Below are 16,025 nucleotides of genomic sequence, written 5' to 3'. Positions count from 1 at the left end.
GTGTCCCCAATTGTTGTATGTATCAAACAGTCCCCAGCAGAATCTTGATATCCTCAAGCTTCTCTTTCACCCCGATATACCCCTCCTCAATGGCGTGTTCAACACGATCAAAGTTCATCATTTTCAGCTCTCCAAGGCGTGGCTGAATAAGAATGTCCGGCCGGTCTACCGCCATATTAATACGGGTCATTCGCTCCTGCATAATACCGATGGACGTCATGATTGTTTCAACAATATCCGGTGTCGCGGAGGAACTCCGGATCTGCTCGGGACCAATCGTTTTTCTATTCGTATCCGATTCGTCGAAACGCTCATAAAAATGCATCATCTTTTCGATAAGTTGATTGGACATTTTGTATTTTTCCGGCAAGGCTGGTTGTTCCTTCCCACCTCTTATTGTTGTGGTGGTGGGAGTGTTGTGTGAAACGATCCTGCTGTTGAGATCCACAGCTATAACGATGCCCGCCCCCATTGCTCGTGCCAGCCCCACGGGAACAGGATCGACCACACCACCGTCTACCAACCAGCGTCCTTTAATGAATTTTGGTGAAAACAATCCGGGGTAGGACATTGTGGCCCTGAGGGCCTCGACAAGATCTCCCGACTTCAGGACAACCTTCTCCCCTCTTTCAAGATCAGTAGCAACCATTACCAGTGGGATGTCAAGATCTTCGAACGTTCTTTTATCGGTGTGCATGGAGAACAGCTCTCGCACACGCTTTGAACCATTCAAAAGTCCTGACCGGGGGAACACAACATCGAGGTAAGAAAAGATCTTTTTGCCATCCATTCGCAACAGGAATTCCTTGAGACTGCCAAGTTTCCCACTCGCGTATAGCGCTCCGACATAAGCACCAACACTGCAACCGGCTATTAAATCAATTGGGATATTGGCTTCCTCAAATGCTTCAATGGCACCGATATGGGCCCAGCCACGAGAAGCCCCACAACCAAGTACCAGGCCAACAGTTTTAGGGGATGACATCTGTACCTCCCTCTATAAAAGTTGATGCAGCTAGATCGATATCCTTTTCCGGAATAACCCGAATTTCTCAATATAATCACTTCAATTTAAAGCCATTTCCAACTGATATCAATGAAATTAATTAAGAGACAACAGGGTATCATACAAGAACTACAAAGTGGTAGAATCAAGGCCTGTAAAGAGGGCCATACTCAATAACCTGCAAGCAGGGATCGTCCCTTGTATACAAAAGAGCTGGTTATTGTTATGATTTCGATACCGGACTGTGGCCAGGATACCAACAGGTGGTTTCACTTTTTACGTAACCAAACAGCAACAAATCATTATAGAATGTCGCCCCCTCATCTTACCAAAGCTTTTAAGTGGCTCCTCGTCTTTCTCGTCATCGACCTGCTTTGCTCATTTATCTGGTCGGCCTACATAATAAAAAAAACAAAGTCTTTTACGAAATTGACAGACCTCCATGCTGTTGTGATCTTGATGGGTGATTTCACAAATAATTACAAAGGGCTTGGACCGGAGACCCTTAAACGTCTCAATTTCGCCTTATCACTGCACAACGATCTCTCTATAGACAACTACCTGTGTGTTGGCGGTTCGAGACCTACCGAGAATATAGTCGGTGCGGACTTGATGAAGGAATACCTGGTGCAAAAAGGTATCTCCCCCGTACATGTGTATGCCGATGGTAACTCTTTTGATACAAGAGGAAACTGGGCTGATGCGTTACAACTGATAGAACAAAAGAATTGGAAAACCATTGGGGTGATCAGCTCAGCTTTTCATCTCTACAGGTTTAAAGAGTATATTGCCCCAACCAATGAAGAGATACAGGTCTCGTTGATACCATTCCCTTATGATCGGTCTACACCGAAAACAACACTTGCCAACTTATGGATATCAATCCATTACGAGTGGCTGACCTACGCCCTGTATGCGATGCCGGAGCCGGTTTACGACATGATAGTGTCTTTGCTGAGGCCTCAGCAGGTTAGCCCGCAAAATACCTGAACGCCCTTTGGGGTTATCGAAAAATGCCAGCTCTGCCCTTCATTTGCATCTGGGCAGACGTAACAGGTAGAGAGTCACAAGGCCGCCTGTAAGCAGGAGTACTATCCCGATCCAAAAACTTCCCATAAGGCATATACTTATCGTCAGGCCAGCCCAGAGGGTGATAAGAGCTCGACGCAGAACAGTGACAGTGATGGAACGATTTTCAAGATACCTCTGAATGGTGTCACCAAATACCGGATGATCAAGCAGCCACTGCCTGATCCGTGGTGAGGAATTATAACTCAAAATTGTTGCCAGAATCAAAAACGGGGTTGTTGGGATAACCGGCAGAACAGCACCAATAATCCCGAGCACGATGCAAATACACGCTCCGATCTTGAGTAGTGTCCGCCTGAAAGAATCCGAAAAAATTTTCATTGAGGGTATTCCCTGTTTCCACCGTTTTTTAAAGTCACATTGGAATTCTGTATACCCGAAATACTCTCGTTACGAAAGTAAAGGCTGAAGCACGGTTCCACACCTTTCATTGATCCGACCTACCTGGTCGGTTAAACCGTATAGGTTTGCTGGACACCTCTTCTCAAAATTTTAAGAATAACGGATCGTTCTCCCCCCGCATACGATACCTCCCGGATGGCCCGTTGCTCACGCATATTCCGAAGATTACAGGATAGAGGTTTTTATGCTTTTACCAACGCTTCCGAAATATGATTCCTCCCCTATTTTATACCGCCACCTTCTTTTATAGGAGATAAAGTAGTTCGAAAAGTCGCCAACCTGGAGGGTGGTTACATAAAGATATCGTAAAAGGGATATGCTTGAGCCTGCAGCAAGACCTCCATGAGAATTCAGTAAGGCCTGCTGCCGGTACCTTGAGTTTCTACATCATGATGTAAGTAATCACATATTTCCTGTGTAGCTCACAAATGTCGCTGCCAATATCGAATTTCTCTTCACTGTCAGACAAGTCTTCTTATCGCATGCCACGGGACGAGGTTGAAAGACCTTAACCTTCCGGGTCATAATTAAGCCATTCCGGGACATCCTGAAGACCTTTCACTCTACTGATGAACGCTTCGGTCATATTAGGCGGTCTATAATCTGTCTCCCGAATCCGCAATAAAGCCTGTTCATCATGGAGTAGTGAAGCCAAGCACCGTCTACACTTGGATTAGGAAGGAATGGGTCCGCTCATGGTGTCTATTGGACCGGATACTTCTGTTTCGTGGTATATCCAGGGACTGAAAATCTCGAAATATGACTCCTATTTCTTCTTTACAACTTTCTGCATAACATGCCTTGGTAAAAACAATATTTGGCCTTCAAGACTGTGATTTGGAATAATTATCCCTTTTTCATTCATGTCGAAAACCCCTTCAACAGTCCCCTCCCAATCATCATCGCCTAGTTCTGTGACAATAAAATTGACCGAGTAATCGAAACTATCTGAACAATGACAAAGAACAAGATCGCCGACCTCAGGATCCAGATCCTGCCAGTCATCATTAATATGCCATCTGATATCGTTCACTCATTTTACCTTAGCGAAAAAAAGCGTTATTCAGCCCACTGTTGCCTCAACAGCCAGATTCCAGACAAACAATGGAGCAAGGTCCTCATCTGAGGTACTGTTCGTACACCACTTGTTACACCATTGTAGCATTTTGTGATGCAGGAAATCGAGATGAAATCGAAAACTCTCGAAAACGCTCCTCTCCATCTACAAACTCCTTTCATTCAGCAAGCTGATACAAAACGCCCGGGAATCATGAAAATCCGGCTTCGATCCCAAATGTTTCAAGGCCCAATGGCTGGGTGTACCTGAACGATGAAGAAGAATACAACTTATCCCCACCTGCATTAATGACGATACCGGATAGCATTTATCCAGAGCAATACGGCAACGAATGGTGGCACTCTCCCGCTCAACGAAAACCGCCGACTCAATACGGTCGATCGCCGACTCCTCAGCCATCCCGGCCCGGTACTTCGTGAAATGATACACATTCCAGTCACCATTGGGTGCGAGGTTTATTTCATGGTAGTCGTCATGACCAACTGCTTGCACAAAACATTCGAAACAGCTTCCCTTCCACAGTCCGTCTCGACGAGCGGGAGGTGCCTGTGGCAGAGGCATACTGATCGACTCGATATTGCCAGTCAGCCGATAGGTTATGATAAGGCAACCGTTTTGTCGCCGAACAGTGCCGCTCACCCCTTTAATACCCGTAGCTGGAGCGGTAAACGGGATGAGGGTAAATTCGTTGTCCATTAATCCTCCTTTGTTATTCTTCTGATGCACTATTTACACGACAAAATGCTAAACAACCATGAATGTCGTCTATAGCCAGAAGAGAAACCTTGTGGGAGATGACGTCATCGACTTCAATGAAAGTCGCATGATCACCTATGGTGGCCCAGGCCGCCTTTCGTCAAAGGAACAGAAAAATTTGAAATACTCTGCTTTTCAACCACTATCAGAGCTCTTTAAAGTGGCGGAGGTATGCACGGCAGTATTTTTGCCCCTCCGCCCTTCCCTGCAAAACAATCCTGCCTTTTGGAGATTACACGAGCCGGTTGTTCGTCCCTTTTATAACGTGACCAAGGTCTCCGGTATTTCCAGCTCCCTCAACTTTCTGCTCCCACTCCTGCCATGCTCTATATCTCACTCCACATGGCCTCAACAGCAGCATTGCTGACACTAGTCCACTATCTATTGATCAGTTAATGCCATGAGGAAAGCAACCAGGTCATCAATTTCACTCTCGGTCAGCCCGAGTGAACCAATATCCTCTGACAGGTTCTCTGGGACTTCCGGCTCAGGCCAATTCCCGGAATCCCTGCTATTTTTGAAAGAAACGATGTCTCGCAAAGTTGGAAAATAGCCGTTATGCCCATAAGGAGCAGACAGTTCTACATTACGCAGCGTCGGAACCTTAAATTTTCCATTTTGCGCGGATTCTCCTACTGTTACCCCCAGCCCCAAGTCGTCTTCTCCTGGATATATTAACCAGTTTGGGGGGATTCCGATATTACTATACCCATAGTTCGTGAACAGTGGTCCTTTTCCCGGTATCTCATCCTGCACATGACAACTGCTACACTTCTCTAAATAGAGTCGCTCACCATTTCGTTCACGGCCATTCAGCCTATCCTGGTCATATCGTGACGAAAAACGTACCAAGTCCCGTGATCGCTCATATGTTGCAATGTTCCTGGCAATTGTATCAAATGCTGCATCAACATCCTCTAATGAACCTGGTCCGTTGACTTCATAGAATAAAGCGAGATAGTCCGAGTTCCGCACAACATTCACAACTGATTCTTTATCGGGCATATTCATTTCCACAGGATTCAGTGGCGGCCCCTGGGCCTGCTCGGCCAGAGGATCCCCAAGCCGACGGCCGTCTGCGTTGCCATCCCAGAAAAGACCACCTCGCCATTCACCAGAGGTGGAATCATATTCCAGGGGAGGGCTGTAGCCCGCGTAGGCTGCAGAAGGTGCATTCCTCCCTCCAAGGCTGAACCCATTGGCTCCTGTTGAAACAACGGTATTCTCTGGATCTCTTGCATTGGTGGGATCTGCGAATCCCGCAGTTCGGTGATGGCAGGTCTGGCATGATTGGGTTGAATTAAAGGAAAAATCCTGATCCTGATACATTATTTTCCCTAACTGTTCTTCCTGGCTGAGCGCAGCACCAAGTGAATTTTGGGAGATACACAAAATTGGGACCAGCAAGACACCCGTCAGAACATAGCTTTTCATATTGTCACCTGTTTTATAAATTGAACAAAACCATTATCGGTTCAATGAGAACAATCGAATAAAAGGGAAAAGGTGGGAGAAAACCCACCTTTTCCCTCAAGGAGAAAGCCTTCACTGGTTATGAAAGACCTTGTCTATACAACCTCAGGTCGATTAACAGTCTCTTGTTTGTAATTGATCTTGAGTTTGATCTTGAGTTTGATCTTGATCAGGTTCTCCACCGCCATCAAGGTCCCGGTCGTTTTGATTTTGCTCGCCGTTACCGGCAAGAAGGATACTCTCAAACTTCAGGTTGGACACTGCAGAAGTGGTTTGATTCTGCCGCTCCTGTTTCATTTCACGTTCCTGAATAGTCTCCCTTTCCCGAGTTTGAACCTCGTTTTGGTTACATTCCTGTGATTCACCATCTGCTGCCAGAGACCATACGGGGAGGGTAAAGCTTGCCATTAAGCCAATCAGTACAGCTGTGTATACTTTTTTCATTGATTCACCTGTTTGGGTTTTCAAGGTTGACTGCCATACCTTGTTTTTTTGTAATTACAGCATCAACAAACCTTGCCTTACGTATCATGTACCTCCATTGTCCGATTTTTTTACCTTTCCCCATATTTCTGCACCCCGAAAGATGCAATGCCTTATAATTCTGAGAGAATAGCGACAACACGATGATCTATATCTGTGTAAAGAGAGTTTGATTTGCAATATGAAACCAAATTGTCAGCGTCCTGATCATTTTAGGATCATTACCGCAAATTAAACGTTACCTAAACAACGTCGAAAGAGAGAAAAGGTTACAGCTGTCTGATAGTTTTTTTATATTTCATATATTTTTATTCACGATACAAGCAGGGTCGAAGATGCATCAAATGCATGATAGGCTCTAAACTAACAACAGAATCGAGATCGTATAAAAAGTCAGGGTGAAACAGCTGGCAGGCAGACTACTTAACCCTGGAGAGTGGAGAAGATTGCAGCAGACGAGTGATTATCTCACTTAAAATTATAAGAGACAAAATGTACCGGAAACAATACACAGGATTGGGGCGCTGAAGCAATTGTTACAATGGAATGTGGAAATTGTTCAAAATTGGTACTGTTTTTAAGGATGAAGTCCCCGGGAACAGCCCCTTCTACCTGTTAAAATGAGGGTGAGACTCTCGTACTTGGAGAGCGAAGTAAGGCAACGCTTTCAGCTCAAGACGTAAACTCGAGCTTAAAATCCACATTTTTCAAATACTCTGCTTCCTGCTCAAGGCTGGCTCGTTGCAAGGGATGGTTTATCAACTCATACTGGGCAAATTGGAGGGTTAAACTATTCTCATTGGCAACCACTTGTTCCAGAACCGCCGTTTCGTCTTTGCGGGAACGATGGAGCAGAGTGGCGAGACGAAGAAGAATTGCAAGCCTCAAGGCGGTCTTCTGATCCTTTTCCGATAAACCCCTGAAGAATTTTTTTGAAATTTTCTTACGATGGCAACGTACCAGGACACTCATCCGGTCCTGTTCCTCTAAAGAAAACCCCGGAAGATCGGCATGTTCAAGGAGATACGCGCCATGCTTCTGATATCCACTCAATGAAACTGCAAGGCCAATCTCATGAAGACTGCTTGCCCAATGCAGTATTTCGGCGTCTTCCAGTCGCAAATTCCAGGCTTTTTCACAGGCGGTTAAAAGACGGTGCGAAGTTAAACTCACTCGTCGTGCATGTTTCTGACTGATTTGAAATCGTTGCTGCACACTTGAAATTGTTTTCAAACGGGTATCTTCACTCCGAATTCGGCCCAAACGCTCATACAGCAGGCCTTCCCGCAAGGCCCCTTCTGACACCTGCATGGTCTCAATTTTGAGTGCCTCAAAGGTGGCAATGAGGATGGCCAGCCCACCTGCAAAAACAGGTTTCCGATCACTGTCTAAACCGGGAAGATCAAGATTATCCACATCTCCAGCTGCTATCATTCTGCTCCGGATTTCTTTTAAACTCTCCAGGGTGATATTATAGGTCTCGAGCCCAAGCGCTTTCAGGATGCTTCCTGCAGCCCTGATTGTTCCGGATGCCCCTGTAGCAGAGCCCCAGCCAACTTTTCGATAATGGCGTCGTACAGGACGTAATTCCAGGTGAGCGGCAATGCCCGCCTTTTCCCAATTCTTTTTATGAAGCTTTCCATTTCGAAAAAAGTTGCGGCTTATACTCACGCAACCCATCTTGAGGCTTCTTAGATGCCGAGGCTCGAAGCCTTCACCAATAATCAGCTCCGTGCTTCCTCCGCCAATATCCATCACAAACCGTTTCCCCCCCTCATCCACCAGGGAATGAGAGACCCCAAGATAGACCAGGCGAGCCTCCTCCTTTCCTCCAATAATTGAGATCGGGTGGCCCAGAACCTCACTGGCACTTTGTAAAAACTGACGGGAATTTTTTGCCTGACGCAGGGTATTTGTTCCAACGGCCACCACACTGCCCAGAGGTAATTTCTGCACTCGTTCGGCAAAACGATCAAGACAGGAAAGGGCACGTATACGTGCTTCTTCTGACAATCTGCCATTTCTGTCAAGACCGCCTCCCAGGCGCACCATCTCCTTTATCTTATCAAGAATGTGAACGTGACCGTCCTCAATGCGGGCAACTACCAGATGAAAACTATTGGAGCCCAAATCGATAGCTGCCAAATATTGTGGGGATTGTTGTTGATCATTCATAGAAAATAGTGGTCTGTACCTGTTAAACCAATCGGGAGGGAGCGCCCCACCCTACCGCCGGAAGATTCACCTCATCGGTTCGAAATCTCACGACTTCCTGATCGTGTCGAAACAGGGCTGATGTCGGCCACAAAGCCGCAACATGAAGTTGGAGCTCTTGCCAGTGAACCTTTCCTGTAGTCACCAGACACGGTGTAGCTTGCCAAAGTTGTGCAGCTTACCACACAATCAACATATTAACTCAGGCAATTGGAGCCAAGGTGTTCTGTTGAGCTCTTTCTTCCCTGCCTTTTCAAGGATCCTGTAGTATCCTTTCTCTCTGGTTCCTATCCTGGTTTCCATCCTCAAACGTCCCTTCTTTCCAATCTCAGCGTATCGATTCTCATTTTGAACAGAATGCTGAGTTTTAGCATGGAAACTATCTCGTTTTTTCAAGTCTTAACGGTCTCACTAATCTGGCAAACCATACACTTGTTTCGGTGTCAGATACTCAGGAAAACTATCGACAAGAGCCCGACGGGCGATGAAGCACAAATGACACTCATCAACATATTGATCCTCGACTGCAACATTGTATTGATATGCGAGTAAGTCAGGACCACCCTTCAGCAATGGGCCGCATATTGGATGTGCATCTGCATCATATTCAAGCAGTAGAGATGAGAGGGGCTTTTTCCATATATTTCCCATGGCCACTCCCTGGCAGAGATGCACATGACCATAACAATCTATATGGACCCGTGAAGGAGATCGTAAATCTTCATATGGGCACTGGATAAATTCGTGCCTGGATTTTGCGGGAAGACCGGGGGTGAGTTTCTCCACGGCTCTCCCTCTAAACTTTACACCACCACCAATGATCGGCGTTCCCTTTTGCTGATCATGATCTGAACCGGATTCAATAGTAGGCTCCTGAATACTTATTGAAGATGTCGAGATTCCCAGTTTACCCGCAACTTTCAACCCGATTTTGGCAGGATTGTTTTCAGCTTCATAGTGGAATGCATCGTCACTCACGCTCAAATATGATACTCCCAGGTCTGCAAGTGGCTGAAGCCAGATTTCAGCATCTTCTTCTGAGAGCGCACCGTAACAGTTGGTCACTATCCCGACTTTAAACCCATGATTGCGGGCCAGCCTGACTCCTTCTATGAGTGAAGGATAAAAAAGAAACGGTTCTCCCCCTTCAAAAAATATCCACTCCACAGTATCTATTTCTTTTGCTTGCTGAAGTACCGAGCGAACCATCGGCAATGTCATGGTGCCCTGGACGTCCGGCCCAGAGTAGAGAAAGCAATGATCACATTTATGCGTGCACTTATACGTCAAGAGAATATGGATACCCGTAAGCATAGTTGCCCCTTGGCCTGTGTGTTGAAAATCCTGATCCTGAAAATTTGAGTTTCGTATGCTATGTTGCCTCTAAAACGTATTGTCTGATATTATATGGAAAATGGCAATCGTCATCTATAACTCTAAACCTGAACGATCAAGAGAAGTCTGCTATGAAAAAGATTCTGGCAATAAGTGGATCATATAGGGATGGTGGAATAACAGATCAGATCATTGAACGCTTTGAGCATGCTGCGCACAAGGCTGGCATACAAATGGAGATAATTGCACTCAGGGATGTCCCGATAGAGTTTTGCACAAACTGCCGCAACTGCACCCAGGAACCCGGAACGACACCCGGCAAATGCGTCCTTAATGACAATATGGGAGACTTGGTCCAAAAGATTGAAGAAGCTGACGGCTATATTTTCGCATCACCGACAAACATGTATTCAGTGACTGCTCTATTCAGACGCTTCCTCGAGCGGCTAGTGGTTTTTGGATATTGGCCGTGGGACATGAATGCACCTAAATTTCGTAAGGATGGAGGGGTAAGGAAGAAAGCTGTTCTGGTTTCGTCCTGCGCTGCTCCCGGGATTATGGGGCGAATTTTCTATGATACGATGAAACCTTTGAAGAGAGCAGCTAAACTTGTGGGTGCTGACTCTGTTGGCTCTCTCTTTGTCGGGTTAATCAGCAAGGATAAGAGCCCGGTTCTTACTGAACAATACAACCGCAAAATTGATTCATTGGTTAAAAAGCTTGTTGCTTGAAGCTGTATTCAGTTAAGTCATAAACATTTGTAAGCCGCTCTCCTGATACCGGCACAAACGAAACAACCGCCTATAAATCGGGAGAGACTCGACTACTGACCACATATTATTTTGTCATAATATTTCAATTAGTTAGCGAACATTCCAATCTTCACAGATCGGTTTCCAAACCGAAACAGTGGCCTTGGAAGAAATGGCGCTGCAATAACCGCTGTGATTCCCCAAAATATATAAAAATACTTATATGGATGCAGGATCGCGAACGCCAGGAAGTTCACGGCCACATGGAACAGGATGGCGGGGATGACACTTCCGTTAGCTTTATCTACAAATACTGCCATCGGGACAGTCCAGCAGGTTAGTAAATAGACGAAAAGAGGTATTGAATGACCGTACTGTGATGATCCCGGCATCAAAAATAGAGGTACGTGCCAAAACGCCCAAAACACCCCGGTCGCTATGCTGCCTCCAAGGGACCCTAGGATCTCTTGAAACCGGGGCAAAGCAAATCCTCTCCATCCTATCTCTTCACCCAGCCCAATGTATATCAGTAAAAAAGTCATGAATCCTAAAGGCATGGATGGTGAAAACCAATTTTCGGCCATTCTTATGCCGTCAATCCACACTGCAGCAAACCCACACGAAAATGATACCAGTAGAGGTGTCAGCAGACCGAATAGATACCATTTAAAACTGAAACGCCATGCCAATGTATAGCGAAACAGTTGGCGTAGACCACCACTCCCACGAGTAATCAGAGTCACGAAGCCTGCAGCAAACAGGGAGGACGGAACACCGAAGAGAACAAGAATGCCTCCAGGCTCATGAATATCGTAAGAGAACGGAATTTCGAATAACCTTCCAAGGCCAAACAGGAGCCACAAATAGGCGTAAGAGATTATTATAAATAGAATGAGTTGTGATCTTCTGGAGCCAAGATTCATGACTCACCATAGATTAAAGTAACGAATATTCAAATAGTACTGATACGTTGGTAGTATCCACAGTTTATCACAAATCGCTGGGGAGGTCAGAATCATACCGTCACGGAGTTGCCTCCGCTGGATTTAATCTCTCCCCTCAAAAGAGGGCGAAATTTTCAACGCTGCCCCTCTTTTTCTAACCCGGGCCGGACCAAAAACATCTTCTTTTTGAAGCCATGCATCTGCAAGTTCCGGCTTTTCAACAAGCATGGATATCCCTTTGATAAATCCGACAGAAAAAGAGGCAAAACCTTTTTCCTCCATAACATTAATAAAGACACGAGAATACAGCTCCGTATTCCTCCTGTAAAGAGGGAAAGAGGGGATCAGCACGGGGGCTTTTTCATCATATCCTCTTCTGCATGACTCCATTTCCAGTGAATGATGAGCCCGGCAGGCAAACGGACGAACAGCATAAATCAGGCAGCCGTTTGCTTCATCGATAAAAGGACAAGGGAGCTGGTTCAGAGACCAGGTATCTTCATCACAAAGCTCGCCAGCATGGGCCAGCTTTTCAAGACGTGTTGTTAAAGCTATCATCATTTCAGGAGGAACCTGGGCTGAAAATGCCTCGTGAATGACCAGAAGTTCAGGGATTGAAGTCTCTACCATTAGATGACAGCACCAGGAACACCCCGCCCCACAGGCCGCTTCATCCGGCAGAGGCAAAACGGACTTGGCAAATTCATTCATTACCCAGCCCAAAACGGCCTTTGTAATACCAAAGTGATCGAGCGCACCGGCTAGCTGTATAGCTGTATTTTGGCTCTGTATTGCAAGAAGCCTTTGCCCCCGGCGGTGCTGTGCTTCTTTTTGCTTTTGTCGCCTGTCCATGTTTTTCTCATTATCGGCAACCGGTGCAGCTATAATCAAATGTGCAGACACATCAGAACAATTTGATTTGCTGCAAAAGTTGATCAAATCAAAAGTTCATAAATGATTGGATATTAGAGAGATTATTATACGGCCAACCGAACATTTCAATGAAAATATATGTTCCTTATAACCAGCTCATATCTGAATAATGCTCCTCCAATTGCAGTGCAGGGCAAACAGCGGATATTTCTTACCAGAAGTTCATCTCTTCCCTTGAAGAAGCACCAACCCGATTTTTAGTCCACCATTATGTACCTGACGGCGGAGGTCGGAATCGAACCGACACGGGGTCGCCCCCGCTGGATTTTGAGTCCAGTGCTGTTATTAGCATAACATCATGTTTTAATTTAAATTTGAAAAAGTAAAATATCGATTTGTTCCATTTTTGCTCCATTTTTCAAAAAAAGAATTACACTCTCAATTAAAAATCCCTCAAAAGGTCAAATATTTTTTCGACCCCTCTCCTCTCATTTCTGGGTTTACACTATCCAGAGTTGTAAATGTTTTTTCTTCGAAAGATAGATATTGAATCGTTTTTCGTCGAGCAAACACATTTTTGAGAATTACCCAAAATATTTGCCTGGCACCATCCTGAAAAAAAATATTATTATGTAAACCAGTGTCTTGAATGACATTTGCCCAAACACAGCCAAGAAAGCCATTAGAAACCTGACCTAAACTCTACTTGTTTAACCGTTCGGTTAAGTCACACCCCATCTTACACCAATTAACCGTTCGGTTAAAATATATTGACTCTCAGCAAATTTAACTGTACGGTTAAAAAAAGGAGCTCTTCACACCATGTCAAAAATAAAATATCCATATCATGTACGCCTACCAAAATATATTGGCCCGGCAATCAAGGATGCTCGCAAAAAGAAGCAATGGACCCAAAAGGACCTTGCCGACTACACCGCAACGAGCGTGAAGTTTATAAGTAATATCGAGCAGGGCAAAACCACAGCTCAACTTGATAAAGTTTTTGATTTGATACGTACCGTAGGGCTGAGAGTTTACCTAACCGAAGGAGATATCGACAAATGAGTAATCTCACAGTTTACTGGGATCAACAAATCGTCGGTACAATATCAAGACACCCAAAAGGCAAAATCACCTTTCAATACGCTGCCGAGTGGCTCAAAAACAGTGGGCGGCAAATATCACTATCACTGCCATGTCAAGAAGAACGATTTTCCCCTGGAGTCAGCACAGCTTTTTTTGAAAATCTCTTTCCCGAGAGTGACGCACGAACCATTCTAGCCTTCAACCGTCGATTTGACAAAAAAGACACCTTTGCCTTTCTCGAAAATTTTGGAGAAGATTGCGCTGGTGCCCTCTCCATTATTCCTGAGAGTGAAGATATTCTTCCTCATTCCAGCAAGTATCGATGTATAGACGTTGAGCTGCAAAATGCATTGCAGGCCATCGAATCTGATCCTGGTAAACACAAATTATATCCTGAGTTAGCTAACGCCCGCCTATCAATTGCCGGAGCTCAAGACAAATTACCAGTGTATTTTGAGAAGGGAAGTTTTTATCTCCCTGAGAACTCGGCATCGCCTACAACGCATATAATAAAACCTGCCAGTCCTTATTTTCATGATATCCAGAGAAATGAAGCATTCTGTATGGACCTGGCCCGGCAGGTTGGCCTCTCAGTCCCTCACTCTGAATTATACACTTTTGCAGGCTATGAACTGTTTCTTATAGAACGTTATGATCGGTTCCACTCAGAGAACATAGTGAAAAGGGTACATCAGGAAGATTTCTGTCAGGCAATGGGGCTACCGTTTCATAGAAAATATCAGGAACAGGGCGGCCCAGGCTTTTTACACTGCAGAGAACTAGCCGAAGAGCATTTATCAGCCGATATATCAGTGGTAAAACAAAAGCTGACCTCTGTCATGACCTTCAATTTTCTAATAGGCAACAATGATGCGCATGGTAAGAATTTCTCTATTATCCACAAAGATACTATTACGCTCGCCCCGTTCTATGATTTAGTTTCAACGCAGGTTTATCCTAATTTGGATCGCAAACTTGCCATGGCAATAGGTAATACCTACAGGCATGATCGAGTAAACCAAAGTGCTTTTGTCAAATTCAGTAAGGATATGAAACTTCGACCTGAAAAGGTTTTTGAAATTATCACAGCAACTGCTCAAAAAATTGGAAAAATATACGAGAAGGTACTGGCTATGCATGAAAAGCAGTATGGTAAAGCAGTGATTTATTCGGATCTCCATACTGTGCTGCCCACAAATCTTGCTCGGCTACAGGAAATTATGAGGAATTAGCTGTAGCGGCCCGCAATGATAACTGCCCCCTTAACTTCAACGCCTCTCGGACAATTTTAAGCAGCTTTTTTTCATTCTTTCTCATTGTCCACATTTTGCTCAACCTCTTGGGCTTGAACCTCAAGCCCTTTCATTTGTCAATGTATTGTCTCTTTTTCTCTTTTCGTGTTGAGAGAATCATGAAAAGCATCGATCAAACCGGCAAGAAGATCACCATATTTTGTTTCAGATTCGAGAACTTCAATCGTTTTCAGTATTCTGGTGTGGATATTTGATGACCCATCTTCTCCTTTTGCCGGGACCTTAAAATCTATAGCATCGTCACCGTTTGTATTTTTGGGGGTAGGTTCCGCTGTCGTTAAAACATCAAATGTTTGATTTTCAGAATTTGCAGCTGAACTCTCAGCTTGCTCCAATACACGCCGCCCAAGAACAAACACATCTTCATAGGCCATATCGAAATGGCTGGCTATTTTTGACCGTATCTTTTCAGAACCTGATTTCCTGCCTTTGACAATGGCATTGAGATAACCACGATCAATGTCCTGTTGTTTTGAAAGACGGGCCTGTGCCCCTCGACCTTCTTGAGCCAACAAATGTGTAAGAGCTGCTCGAAATTGATTTGAAATTAATTGATCCATAAGTCAACTATAGACCAACTGCTCAACTTTTGAAAGAAAAAAAGCACATTAGGTCTACCTTGGTCTACTTTCTTGTTGACTCACGGTCTATTTTTTATAACATAACTGACCATGAAACCTAACAAAAAGAAAATCACACAGAAAGAAATCGCAAGGTTAGCCGATATCGGACCTGATTTTCTGAGTCATATTATTCGGGGTAGACGTCCCTGCCCGCCCCCTGTCGCTGTGAGGTTGGAAGAAGTAACAGCTATCAGCCGAGTCACATGGGTTTGGGGTTCTCCCGAGGAAATCAGGAAGGCTGTTGAAGGGTACATATATCAAGATCGAGCAGATTATGGATATTGATAGCAGACTTGCAGCAATCGAGGAAACTCAAAATGAAATTCTCAGATTGCTGGCGAAAAGAGCTCCTCCCGAGCCCACTGTCATGACATTGAAACAGGCGGCTGAATATGTAGGTTTTTCTCCTGACCACTTCAGACGGTTAGCTGTTGAGCAGCGTTCAATTCCATTTTCACGACCTTCTGGTCAACAAAAGGGAAAACTCCTTTTTCGAAGGTCTGATCTTGATAATTTTTTGGACACATCTGCCATGAAGGAAAAAACACCAAAGCAACCGGGCCGGAAGAGGAAACCAAAAGATATTCACCTTTGGTAA

At 44.9% G+C, this 16,025-nt stretch carries 17 protein-coding genes and 1 pseudogene; 7 read left to right on the top strand and 11 right to left on the bottom strand.

Annotation, left to right across the window (positions count from 1 at the left end; genetic code table 11):
• Positions 1 to 22 precede the first annotated feature (22 nt).
• A complete protein-coding gene (locus GA520_RS24725; protein ID WP_163336077.1) occupies positions 23 to 985 on the bottom strand; it encodes a patatin-like phospholipase family protein in 963 nt (320 codons plus the stop codon).
• 246 nt (positions 986 to 1,231) lie between these two features.
• Here GA520_RS24725 and GA520_RS24720 point away from each other — a divergent pair, with 246 nt between their 5' ends.
• Positions 1,232 to 1,996, top strand: a complete 765-nt coding sequence (locus tag GA520_RS24720; RefSeq protein WP_163336076.1) for a YdcF family protein — start codon at positions 1,232 to 1,234, stop codon at positions 1,994 to 1,996.
• 39 nt (positions 1,997 to 2,035) lie between these two features.
• On the opposite strand, the gene GA520_RS24715 is transcribed toward GA520_RS24720, so the two are convergent.
• The 7 genes from GA520_RS24715 to GA520_RS24685 all read right to left on the bottom strand — a co-directional run bounded on the left by GA520_RS24715 (position 2,036) and on the right by GA520_RS24685 (position 9,815).
• Positions 2,036 to 2,416 (bottom strand): YbaN family protein, encoded by a 381-nt coding sequence (locus tag GA520_RS24715; RefSeq protein ID WP_163336075.1) that lies wholly within the window; start codon positions 2,414 to 2,416, stop codon positions 2,036 to 2,038.
• An 847-nt stretch (positions 2,417 to 3,263) separates the two neighbouring features.
• Complete coding sequence (locus tag GA520_RS24710; RefSeq protein ID WP_163336074.1) at positions 3,264 to 3,530, bottom strand: hypothetical protein; 267 nt, start codon at positions 3,528 to 3,530, stop codon at positions 3,264 to 3,266.
• Positions 3,531 to 3,719: 189 nt separating this feature from the next.
• Positions 3,720 to 4,271: a DOMON-like domain-containing protein gene (locus GA520_RS24705; RefSeq protein WP_163336073.1), complete on the bottom strand. Its 552-nt coding sequence runs from the start codon at positions 4,269 to 4,271 to the stop codon at positions 3,720 to 3,722.
• A gap of 441 nt (positions 4,272 to 4,712) precedes the next feature.
• Entirely contained in the window at positions 4,713 to 5,765 is a 1,053-nt protein-coding gene (locus GA520_RS24700; protein ID WP_163336072.1) for a cytochrome-c peroxidase, read from the bottom strand.
• Between the two features lie 153 nt (positions 5,766 to 5,918).
• Complete coding sequence (locus tag GA520_RS24695; RefSeq protein WP_304511269.1) at positions 5,919 to 6,248, bottom strand: hypothetical protein; 330 nt, start codon at positions 6,246 to 6,248, stop codon at positions 5,919 to 5,921.
• 711 nt (positions 6,249 to 6,959) lie between these two features.
• Positions 6,960 to 8,462, bottom strand: coding sequence for an exopolyphosphatase (gene ppx, locus GA520_RS24690; protein ID WP_163336070.1), 1,503 nt, complete (start codon positions 8,460 to 8,462; stop codon positions 6,960 to 6,962).
• A gap of 450 nt (positions 8,463 to 8,912) precedes the next feature.
• On the bottom strand, positions 8,913 to 9,815 hold the full coding sequence (locus GA520_RS24685) for a radical SAM protein (protein WP_163336069.1): 903 nt from the start codon (positions 9,813 to 9,815) through the stop codon (positions 8,913 to 8,915).
• 152 nt (positions 9,816 to 9,967) lie between these two features.
• Here GA520_RS24685 and GA520_RS24680 point away from each other — a divergent pair, with 152 nt between their 5' ends.
• On the top strand, positions 9,968 to 10,567 hold the full coding sequence (locus GA520_RS24680) for a flavodoxin family protein (protein ID WP_163336068.1): 600 nt from the start codon (positions 9,968 to 9,970) through the stop codon (positions 10,565 to 10,567).
• A gap of 128 nt (positions 10,568 to 10,695) precedes the next feature.
• Here GA520_RS24680 and GA520_RS24675 read toward each other — a convergent pair whose 3' ends face one another.
• Together GA520_RS24675 and GA520_RS24670 are read right to left on the bottom strand one after the other, a co-directional pair.
• Positions 10,696 to 11,511, bottom strand: a complete 816-nt coding sequence (locus GA520_RS24675) for a CPBP family intramembrane glutamic endopeptidase (RefSeq protein ID WP_163336067.1) — start codon at positions 11,509 to 11,511, stop codon at positions 10,696 to 10,698.
• A 123-nt stretch (positions 11,512 to 11,634) separates the two neighbouring features.
• The gene (locus tag GA520_RS24670) at positions 11,635 to 12,384 is read right to left on the bottom strand and encodes a YkgJ family cysteine cluster protein (RefSeq protein ID WP_163336066.1); all 750 of its coding nucleotides are present in this window, start codon (positions 12,382 to 12,384) and stop codon (positions 11,635 to 11,637) included.
• 843 nt (positions 12,385 to 13,227) lie between these two features.
• Here GA520_RS24670 and GA520_RS24665 point away from each other — a divergent pair.
• The 3 genes and pseudogenes from GA520_RS24665 (at position 13,228) to GA520_RS24655 (ending at position 14,723) form a co-directional block, all read left to right on the top strand.
• On the top strand, positions 13,228 to 13,470 hold the full coding sequence (locus GA520_RS24665; RefSeq protein ID WP_015402924.1) for a helix-turn-helix domain-containing protein: 243 nt from the start codon (positions 13,228 to 13,230) through the stop codon (positions 13,468 to 13,470).
• Positions 13,467 to 13,709 (top strand): annotated as a pseudogene (locus tag GA520_RS24660) (HipA N-terminal domain-containing protein); the annotation flags it as partial. The gene GA520_RS24665 and the pseudogene GA520_RS24660, both read left to right, overlap by 4 nt.
• Before the next feature lie 132 nt (positions 13,710 to 13,841).
• Positions 13,842 to 14,723: a HipA domain-containing protein gene (locus GA520_RS24655; RefSeq protein WP_304511349.1), complete on the top strand. Its 882-nt coding sequence runs from the start codon at positions 13,842 to 13,844 to the stop codon at positions 14,721 to 14,723.
• 137 nt (positions 14,724 to 14,860) lie between these two features.
• Here GA520_RS24655 and GA520_RS24650 read toward each other — a convergent pair whose 3' ends face one another.
• A complete protein-coding gene (locus tag GA520_RS24650; RefSeq protein ID WP_163336064.1) occupies positions 14,861 to 15,364 on the bottom strand; it encodes a hypothetical protein in 504 nt (167 codons plus the stop codon).
• 111 nt (positions 15,365 to 15,475) lie between these two features.
• Here GA520_RS24650 and GA520_RS27355 point away from each other — a divergent pair, with 111 nt between their 5' ends.
• Positions 15,476 to 15,712 carry a helix-turn-helix transcriptional regulator gene (locus GA520_RS27355; protein WP_163336063.1) on the top strand — a complete coding sequence of 79 codons (237 nt, stop codon included), beginning with the start codon at positions 15,476 to 15,478 and terminating at the stop codon, positions 15,710 to 15,712.
• A complete protein-coding gene (locus GA520_RS24645; protein WP_240910037.1) occupies positions 15,669 to 16,025 on the top strand; it encodes a helix-turn-helix domain-containing protein in 357 nt (118 codons plus the stop codon). Before GA520_RS27355 ends, GA520_RS24645 begins: the two co-directional genes overlap by 44 nt.

Origin of the sequence: Desulfopila sp. IMCC35008 (genome assembly GCF_010646885.2) — a bacterium.
GTDB lineage: Bacteria > Desulfobacterota > Desulfobulbia > Desulfobulbales > Desulfocapsaceae > Desulfopila.
Note: the sequence above shows the minus strand (reverse complement) of the source record. Positions and strands in the feature narration are given on the sequence as shown.